Genomic DNA, 9,129 nt, shown 5'->3' on the forward strand with positions numbered 1-9,129 from the left:
CGCTTTGCTCTAGCCAGGTTGTTATGGGTAGGCGTGACGGCTACTCGTCGCGCTTCTCCTCGTGGCGAGCAGCAGCCCGCGCATCGTGGATGCCCTTGATGGCAGCATGGCGGGCGGTGCGGGCGTCGTGCATGGCGTCGCGGGCCTCGGCGGCCGTTGCCTTGGCAGAGCGCAGCTTGGCGGCCAGGTCGGGATTGGTCTCGGCAACCGCGGCGATCGTGGGGCCGTCGAGCTCTTCTTGCGTGGGCTCGGCCAAAAAGTCGATGGCATACTGGGCGGCTACCATGGAGCCCTTGGCGAGCACGCTCTCGTCGATCTTGTAGAAGCAGGAGTGCTGGGCATAGGTGGCGCCAATCTGGGGGTTGCGCGTGCCAACAAAGGCGAGCACGCCCGGCACACGGCGCAGGTACTCCGAGAAATCCTCGCCCGAAAGCGTGCCGCGGTAATGGCCCTCGCCTGCGGGGCCCAGGCACTTGAGCACAGCTTGGCGGCAGCGCTCGCTCGAGGCGGCATCGTTTTCGACCTTGTAGTTGGCGATGGTGTAGTCGGTGAGTTCGGCCTCGGCGCCTAGTGCTGCTGCGGTGTGCTCCACGATGCGGCGCATAAGCTCGGGCATCTCCTCATGCGTCTTGTCGCCATAGGTGCGCACCGTGCCGGCGAGGTAGGCCGTGCCGGCGATAACGTTGCGCGCGGTGCCGCCGTGCAGCTCGCCGACGGTAATGACGGCCGGCTCGTAGGGGCTGATCTCGCGCGAAACGATGGTCTGTAGGGCGTTGACGATTTCGGCGGCAACCATAACGGCGTCGTGGCCGCGCTGGGGCATGGCGCCATGGCACGAGGTGCCGCGGACGTCGATGCGGAACCAGTCGGTATTGGCCATGCGCGGACCGGGCTCGCAGCTCACGGTGCCGGCATCGACCTCGCTCCAGATGTGCGCGGCATAGGCACCGTCGACGCCATCGAGTACGCCCGTGCCGATCATGAGCTTGGCGCCCTGGCCGTTTTCCTCGCTGGGCTGGAAAACGATGCGAATCTCGCCGTGGATGTCATCGGTCATGTGGCGCAGAATCTGCAACGTGCCGAGCATCATGGCGATATGGCAGTCGTGGCCGCAGGCGTGCATGCAGCCCTCGTTGACGCTGGCGAACTCCTCGCCGGTCTGCTCGGTGACGGGCAGGGCGTCGATGTCGGCGCGCAGCAGGATACGGCGGCGCGGCGTGCCGTCCTCGCGGTAGGCATCGGGCGCGGTGCCGCGAAGCGTCGCCACCAGGCCCGTCTTGAGCGGACGCTCGTAGGGGATGTTCATGGCGTCGAGCTGGTTGGCGATGTCGGAAGTCGTGCGCTCCTCGGCAAGGCTCAGCTCCGGGTGCTTATGGAAGTGTCGGCGCTGCTTGATGATGTAGGGTTCAAACTCGGCGGCGATATCTTGGATGGCTGCGGTGACGTCGTCAGCCGCTCGCACCTCGGTCGCCGCCATAATCTGCTGTGCCTTGGTCTTCGTCATGGTCGATTTGCTCCTTGCTGGCTCGATCGCAAAATCGTACAGGCTCTCTCCAGTATGCCACCTGCCGCTAGGGCTGGTAAAGTTGCCGTTTGCCGCTTGGAGTTTTGTTGCAAGGGCGGGGGAGTACACTCGGGGGTGTTGAATTTCCTGCCAGAGATGGGGATGCCCATGCAACATATCGATCGGATTATCCGCTCCAAGAACGTTTTTACCGCGCAAGACGGTATCGATACCGCCCGCGAGCTGGCGATTGCCATCGCGGGCGATCGCATTGTCGCAGTCGGTGCGCCCGATGACGTGATTGACGCCGCACCTGCCGCCACGCCGGTGGTCGATTACGGCGAGCAGTTTGTCTGCCCCGGTTTCCACGATGCGCACCTGCATTTCTTCCATACTTCGGTTGGCTCCTCGCCGTACATGCTCATGGATATGGGCACGTCCGAGGCAGCATTGGTGCAGCATGCGCTCGAGTTTTCCCAAGGCTTGCCCGACGACGCTTGGGTCGTGACCCAGGGTTGGCGCGATTACCGCTGGGATCCGCCCGAGCACCCTACCAAGGCCTCCCTCGATGCGGCATTTCCCGATCGTCCCTGCGTTATGTACTCGGGCGACGGGCACACGCTGTGGCTTAACAGCCGCGCACTCGAGGCGCTCGGCGTGACGCGCGACAGCGAGCCGCCGGCGGGTGGCAGCTACGACAAGGATGCAAATGGCGAGCTCACGGGTATCGCTCACGAGGCTGCGGCCATGCAGCTGCTGCCGCGCTGTCTTGAGTGGCTGGGCGAGGATCGCATCGCGAGCGCGTATGCCGACCAAATGAAACGCATGGCCGAGCAGGGCATTACCTCGATTTGCGACATGTCGCTCATGCCCATGCCGGGCTGTGACTTTATCCGCGACGACGTCTACGACAAGCTTCAGGCGATTGGCAAGCTGGGCATTCGCGCCCACCTGTTCCCCACGCTGTTGGATGACCAATCGCGCTTGGAAGAACTTCAGACCCGCTACGCAAACAATGCGTTGCTCTCGGCGCCGGGCTTTAAGCAGTTCTTCGATGGCGTGTCGAGCGAGCACACCGCATACCTCACCGATCCCTATACCAACCCGCGCTTCCCGGGCGACCAGGGCCGTCTGACGGTTCCTGTCGAGCGCATGCGCAAGTTGGTTCTGGCGGCAGCCGAGCGCGGCCACACCGTGCGCATCCACGTTATCGGCGACGGCGCCATCCATGCCGCACTCGATATCTTTGAGGAGGCGGCAGAGCTCTACGGCTTGCCCCAGCACGGCCATAATACGCTTGAGCATTTGGAGAATCTGCTGCCCGAGGACATCGATCGTCTGCGCAAACTCAACGTCATTGCCTCGAGCCAGCCCTGCCATATCACGCTCGACCCGGGTGGCCCGGAGCGCGACCTGGGCCTGGAACGCAGCCGCATCATGTGGCCGTTCGCAACTTATCAGCAGCGCGGTATCCGTCAAGCTTTCGGTACCGACAGCCCCATCACGGCCGTTACCAGCATGAACGTGCTCTACACGGCTATCACGCGCCAAGATCCCCGCAGCCACTGGCCCGAGGGCGGCTGGCTGCCGAGCGAGCGTATCGACGCGGCAACGGCCCTGCGCAACTACACGCTTGGCAGCGCGTACGCAGCGGGCGACGAGCAAAACCTCGGCAGCCTAGAGCCCGGCAAATACGCCGACCTGGTAGTCCTGGACCAAAACCCGCTCGCCATCGACCCCCAAGAGCTCCAGGCTACCAAGGTTCAGGCAACCTATCTGGCAGGCAACTTAATCTACGAGCGCTAATATTCATGCCGTACCGTTAAACGCGGCTCGGGCAGCCTATTTTGGGATGGCGCTCGAGCCGCGTTTGTTTGCCTATGGGGTCCGTTAGGAGCGCCCCCGCTCTGCTTGATTTGGGCGCGGGGCGGAGGCGCCGCTGCCCCGCGCTCAATTTGGACGTCAGTAATGCTGTCTCTTGGTGTTTTGAATACTTCCCATTGCAGATTGCATAAAAAGTTGAGATGTTCTTTCCGGTCCTGATGTACCCCCGCCTGGGCCGTGCAAAAAATGGAGTATTCAGCACCGTGAGCTCTGCCGGTGCCGCTGCAGTCGGGTGGCATTGCGGAGATCGACGTCATTTTGGGGTCCGGTGCGGCGCGAGGCACGCCTTTTTGTCCTGATGGGGTTTGCCCGCCGACCCAAATCGCCGGTCAAAGGCGTTCTTGGGACCAATATGGTGTGTCCGGCGCGTATGCAGACGTCCTGGCCTGCTGAAAACTCCCAAAAATGCACGCTGCTTCCCAGGGGACCCGTGCGAGCGGCGAAAACCATGCCCAAGTCGCTGTCCGCATCGCCATTTTGCTGCACTGACTTTTCTGAATACCGGGCCCGAGATTGGTCAACCCTAGGCTCCCGGAGCTGCGTTGGGGTCGGTTTCGTTGGCGGCCGCCTGCTTATGGGTGGCAAAGACCGAGCCTTCGTGGTCGAAGAGCTTACGATATTGCATGCGGTCCAGGCGATCGCGCGCATTAGCGGTCTTGGCGGGAACGTTCTTGGCCTCGGCTGTATACCAAACGCCGTGCGCATCCTGCGCCCCCACCACGTTTATCGCCGGCATGTGCGCTCGGTTTTGCAAGCGTGCGCGTTGGTAGGCGGTGAGCGGGGCACCGATGGCATTGAGTGCGAGTGCACCGACGTTATTGATGCTTGTGTTGAGTTCCCCACTCGTTTGTGCGTTGCCGGCGACATCGTAGTTCGCCCAGACCACATAGCGTGTCTGCCAGATGCGCTCGGTATGGGTGGCATCGTCCTCATCGGTAAAGTAGAGGTCGTTGTAGCGGTCGGTGAAGAACGGCTGGTGGTCGCCGTACATCACCACGACGACGGGGCGGTCGAGATCACGCAGCTTTTCCAGGAAGGCGGCGAAGGCGGCATCGGACGCTTCCATGAGCGAGCAGTATTCATTGGTCCAGGTGATAACTTTGTCGGACACACCTTCGACGGCAAGGTGCAGTTGCTGGTCGGTGGGCGCCAAGCCCGTGTCATAGGCGGAGTGGTTTTGCATCGTCACGTCGTGGATGAAGATCGGCTGGTCGCTCTGCTTTAGTACCTCGAGGCACTTGTCGTAGGTGGCGGCGTCGGTGACCTTGCGGCAGAGCTCGGGTGCGCCGGCGAAGTCCTCGATCGAGAGGAACTCGTCGAATCCCATGTCCGCGAAGACGTTCTCGCGATTCCAGTTGGTGGCGTGGTTGGGGTGCATGGCCACGGTGCGATAGCCGAGTCTCTTGAACTGACGGGCGAGGTTCTCGCTCGGGGCCAGGTTGTAGGTCATGAACGGGTAGACGCCAGCGCCCAGGAATGCCATGGAGTGTCCGGTTAAGAACTCGAACTCGCTGTTACAGGTGCCGGCACCGAAGGCGCTCATGTAGCTCACTCCCTGCAGAAGCGCGTTGTCGATGGCTTTGAAGCGCTCGGGCCCCTTATAGCCACAGCCCAGTTCGTTAAAGATTGAAAGGTCGGCGAAGGACTCGTTCATGATGCAGATGACTGAGGGCTTGAGCTGGTCAAACTGTTCGACGGCAGCGGCACGGGAGGGGTCGGCGATGCCGTTCGTGCCCGCGTTCCAGCGCGCGGCAAGGCGCTTGATGATCGCCGAGGCCTCACCGCTCTTGTAGTGCTTGGGTTTAGGCGGCACCATTTTTTTCGCGCTCGAAATGAAGGTGGGGAGAAACCCCTGACTGTAATAGCTTTCGAGGGGCTTCCAGGTATGAAGCTTGATGCCCAAGGTGTCGTAATAGCTGATGAAGGTCTGCGCCCCCAGCACGGCTCCGGCAACAAGTGCGGTACGACGGTCGACGGAGAGGGGGAGTTTGGATTTGGTTGCGACTGGATGCTCCCTCGGCGCTGTCGATGTCCCCTCGGTTGCCGGAGACGCCTTTGGGTCCTTCGATTTCAAGGACGCAGACATCGTATGGTCGATGGGCTCGGGGGACGTTTCCGATGCGCGGTGCGGCGGTCGCCCACATGCATCATGCGGAATGAGGACGATAAGCGCGATTCCCAAGGCCGCGGCGGCAAGCCCCATGAAGCAGAAAGTGCTGAGCTCATAGGTGTAGCTGCCGGCGACCGTCGCAGCGGTCGAGAGGGCGAACAGGTCTCCGGGTTGGATGGGCATCGATTTGAACGTGATTACGAAGTACTCGGCGATACCGATGCTGGCGAACGCAACGATGCCAACGATTGCGGGGGTCTTACGGCGGTGCGGCAGATAGAACAACAGGCACAAGAAGCAGAAGATGAGCAAAAGCTCCAAAAGTGCCGGTCCGGGCTGCATCTTCCATAGTTCATGGTTGGAGGGCAGCTCGAGGGCGAGCATCGAGCATATCGATGCGCCGCCGATCGTTGCCAGCGTACGGGGGTAGGGATGGTCGGTCATCCAGCTTTTCAGATGCTTCACGCTCATCTTCATCGTCTCTGTTCCTTACTCCTAGTTCAGCGTCTTCACGAGCTTCTCCAGGTTGTCGTTCATGATGGGTGGGTAATCCTCGCCGGCTTTAAGCTGTTTGTCAGTGAGCCCCTCGACGGGGTCGAGCTGGACGCATTGTCGTCAGAAGCGGCGAGAGCAAAGACCGCACTTACAAGGGACATATATGCCGCCGCCATGGGGCCACGGTGACGAATAGGACGCCGCTTGGGATGGCGACGGTAGATTCGGTTGTCCATAGATTGCTCCTGAATTGAAAACGGCTGCGTCGGGGTGCCGACGGCCGAAGGTGATGCCGCTGTGGCACGCGGTAGCTATTTGATTCAATTGGGAGCCGTTAATCGTCCAGACGGACCCTGAGGGATAATAGGGTGACCGGGGCATATGAAGATCGCTCGGTGCCGATGACGGCTAGGGCGGAGATCAGCAAGAGGGTGATGAACGATGTCGCGCCCACGGGGACGGTGTCACCGCCACGGGCGATCGACAGATTGCCGGCGAGCTCGGCGCAGATGGTGCAGCCCGCGCCGGTGCAGTCATGATGCAACTCATGGGCGGTTGCGATGGGGGAGAGGATGGTTACCGCGAGAAGGGCGAAGACGAGAGCCAGGGCGAGCAGGCGAGTGCGAACGGACGGCATGGAGTCGCGTGCATCGCGATTCGGTGCTATATCTCGCCATGCCGAGGTGCTCAGCTCATCAGTCATCTGCCCTCCCTTCCTCTCATCTGGGCATATTTCATCTGGAGGATTGTAGTCTTGAGAAGCTGATTCACAAAGTTGCCGCGCTAAAACTTCATGCTTTCCGGTCCGCCTTGGGGCCGCGCACAAGTTATCCCCCGGCATTCAGAAAATCTAAGTGCCAAAAAATAAGATTTTTTGACTCCGTGTTGTATAACCCGCCATTCGTGGGTACCATTCAACGCGTACGCAAACGAAGTAGGGAAACCCGCGCGGCATGACCGCGCGGCCCACAAAGGAGGAAACAAGCATGTCGTCTTTGAAGCCGCTTGCAGATCGCGTCCTGGTCAAGCCCGACGAGGCCGAGCAGAAGACCGCTTCTGGTCTGTACATCGCCAGCAACGCTCAAGAGAAGCCGCAGCGCGGCACCATCGTTGCCGTTGGCGCCGGTAAGGTCAACGACAAGGGTGAGCGCATCCCTATGGACGTTCAGGTCGGCGACGTTGTCATCTACGGTAAGTTCGGCGGCAACGAGGTCAAGGTCGACGGCGAGAAGTATCTGCTGATGCGCGCCGACGACATCTACGCTGTCGTCGAGGCCTAGTCTCGTCAGAATCTCTGATTCGTCTTTGAACGCGCCCGCCGCATAGGACTCGGAAGCGGCGACGCGAGTCACATTTCTTTTGGAGGATTACCTACCATGGCAAAGAACATTACGTTCAACACCGATGCCCGCGCCAAGCTCGCCAAGGGCGTCAACACTCTGGCCGACGCCGTTACCGTCACCATGGGCCCCAAGGGCCGTTACGTCGCTCTGCAGCGCACGTTCGGTGCCCCGACCATCACCAACGACGGCGTTTCCGTCGCTAAGGAGATCGAGCTCGAGGACAACATCGAGAACATGGGCGCTCAGCTGGTGAAGGAGGTCGCCACCAAGACCAACGACACCGTGGGTGACGGCACCACCACCGCAACCCTGCTCGCTCAGGCTATCGTCAACGACGGTCTGCGCAACGTCGCCGCTGGCGCCAACCCGCTGGCCATCCGTCGCGGCATCGACAAGGCCGTCAACGCCGCCGTCGCCGAGATGAAGAAGCAGGCCAAGCCGGTCGAGACCAAGGAGCAGATCGCTTCCGTCGGCACCATCTCCGCTGGTGACCCCGAGGTCGGCGAGAAGATCGCCGAGGCCATGGAGGTCGTGGGCAAGGACGGCGTCATCACCGTCGAGGATTCCCAGACGTTCGACATCACCATCGACACCGTCGAGGGCATGCAGTTCGACAAGGGCTATGTCTCCGCTTATTTCGTCACGGACAACGACCGCATGGAGGCCGTGATGAAGGATCCGTACATCCTCATCACCGACCAGAAGATCTCCAGCGTTCAGGACATCATGCCTGTTCTCGAGGCTGTCCAGCGCGCCGGCCGTGGCCTGCTCATCATCGCTGAGGACATCGACGGCGAGGCTCTGCCGACCCTCGTCCTCAACAAGATCCGTGGCGCTCTCAACGTCTGCGCCGTCAAGGCCCCGGGCTACGGCGACCGCCGTAAGCGCATCCTCGAGGACATCGCCGTCCTCACCGGTGGTCAGGCTGCTCTGGACGAGCTGGGCGTGAAGGTCGCTGACATCACCGCCGATATGCTCGGCACCGCTAAGTCCGTCACCATTTCCAAGGACAACACCGTTGTCGTCGGCGGCGCTGGCTCCAAGGAGGCCATTGACGCCCGTATCGCTCAGATTAAGGGCGAGATGGAGAACACCACCTCTGACTTCGACCGTGAGAAGCTCCAGGAGCGCCTGGCCAAGCTCTCCGGTGGCGTTGCCGTCATCAAGGTCGGCGCTGCTACCGAGTCCGAGCTCAAGGAGATCAAGCACCGCGTTGAGGATGCCCTGCAGGCTACCCGCGCTGCTGTCGAGGAGGGCATCGTCGCCGGCGGTGGCGTCGCCTTCATGGACGCTGTTCCTGCGCTTGATGCTGTCGAGATCGACGACCCCGAGGAGAAGATCGGCGTCGATATCGTCAAGAAGGCTTTGACCGCTCCGGTCGCCACCATCGCCAAGAACGCTGGCTTTGAGGGCGCTGTCGTGGTCGACAAGGTTGCCGAGCTGCCTGCTGGCCAGGGTCTCAACTCTGCCAACGGCGAGTGGGGCGACATGATCGAGATGGGCGTCCTCGACCCCGTCAAGGTCAGCCGCGTCACCCTGCAGAACGCTGCTTCTGTCGCCAGCCTGATCCTCATCACCGAGGCTACCGTCTCCGATGTCCCCAAAAACACTCAGCTTGAGGACGCTATCGCTGCTGCCACCGCTGGTCAGCAGGGCGGCGGTATGTACTAAGGCCGACAAGGTCTAGAACTCCCACCGGGGATCCGGGGGCGTGACGGGGGTTTCTCTCCGGAACGTCCTCGGACATGCAAAGAGGCTCCGCATCGCGCTTCGCGCTGCGGAGCCTCTTTGCG

The 9,129-nt window shown here is 61.6% G+C and carries 6 protein-coding genes; 3 read left to right on the forward strand and 3 right to left on the reverse strand.

Annotated features, from left to right (window positions below; all coding sequences use genetic code 11):
* Positions 1-40: 40 nt before the first annotated feature.
* Complete coding sequence (locus tag DW024_RS08525) at positions 41-1,504, reverse strand: M20 family metallopeptidase (protein ID WP_118377475.1); 1,464 nt, start codon at positions 1,502-1,504, stop codon at positions 41-43.
* A 168-nt stretch (positions 1,505-1,672) separates the two neighbouring features.
* On the opposite strand from DW024_RS08525, the gene DW024_RS08530 reads away from it, so the two are divergent.
* Entirely contained in the window at positions 1,673-3,310 is a 1,638-nt protein-coding gene (locus DW024_RS08530) for an amidohydrolase (protein ID WP_233541363.1), read from the forward strand.
* 601 nt (positions 3,311-3,911) lie between these two features.
* Here the strand turns inward: DW024_RS08530 and DW024_RS08535 are convergent.
* Together DW024_RS08535 and DW024_RS08540 are read right to left on the reverse strand one after the other, a co-directional pair.
* The gene (locus tag DW024_RS08535; protein ID WP_118377476.1) at positions 3,912-5,975 is read right to left on the reverse strand and encodes an LTA synthase family protein; all 2,064 of its coding nucleotides are present in this window, start codon (positions 5,973-5,975) and stop codon (positions 3,912-3,914) included.
* Between the two features lie 352 nt (positions 5,976-6,327).
* Positions 6,328-6,696 carry a hypothetical protein gene (locus tag DW024_RS08540; RefSeq protein ID WP_118377477.1) on the reverse strand — a complete coding sequence of 123 codons (369 nt, stop codon included), beginning with the start codon at positions 6,694-6,696 and terminating at the stop codon, positions 6,328-6,330.
* 283 nt (positions 6,697-6,979) lie between these two features.
* Here DW024_RS08540 and groES point away from each other — a divergent pair, with 283 nt between their 5' ends.
* A complete protein-coding gene (gene groES, locus DW024_RS08545; RefSeq protein WP_040358989.1) occupies positions 6,980-7,273 on the forward strand; it encodes a co-chaperone GroES in 294 nt (97 codons plus the stop codon).
* Positions 7,274-7,369: 96 nt separating this feature from the next.
* Entirely contained in the window at positions 7,370-9,007 is a 1,638-nt protein-coding gene (gene groL, locus DW024_RS08550) for a chaperonin GroEL (RefSeq protein ID WP_118081059.1), read from the forward strand.
* The last annotated feature ends 122 nt before the right edge of the window (positions 9,008-9,129 follow it).

Origin of the sequence: Collinsella sp. AF37-9 (genome assembly GCF_003475115.1) — a bacterium.
GTDB lineage: Bacteria > Actinomycetota > Coriobacteriia > Coriobacteriales > Coriobacteriaceae > Collinsella.

Coding starts and splice junctions, on each gene's coding strand:
- groL (WP_118081059.1), top strand. CDS start 7,370: ATGGCAAAGAACATTACGTTCAACACCGATGCCCGCGCCAAGCTCGCC.
- DW024_RS08525 (WP_118377475.1), bottom strand. CDS start 1,504: ATGACGAAGACCAAGGCACAGCAGATTATGGCGGCGACCGAGGTGCGA.
- DW024_RS08535 (WP_118377476.1), bottom strand. CDS start 5,975: ATGAAGATGAGCGTGAAGCATCTGAAAAGCTGGATGACCGACCATCCC.
- DW024_RS08530 (WP_233541363.1), top strand. CDS start 1,673: ATGCAACATATCGATCGGATTATCCGCTCCAAGAACGTTTTTACCGCG.
- groES (WP_040358989.1), top strand. CDS start 6,980: ATGTCGTCTTTGAAGCCGCTTGCAGATCGCGTCCTGGTCAAGCCCGAC.
- DW024_RS08540 (WP_118377477.1), bottom strand. CDS start 6,696: ATGACTGATGAGCTGAGCACCTCGGCATGGCGAGATATAGCACCGAAT.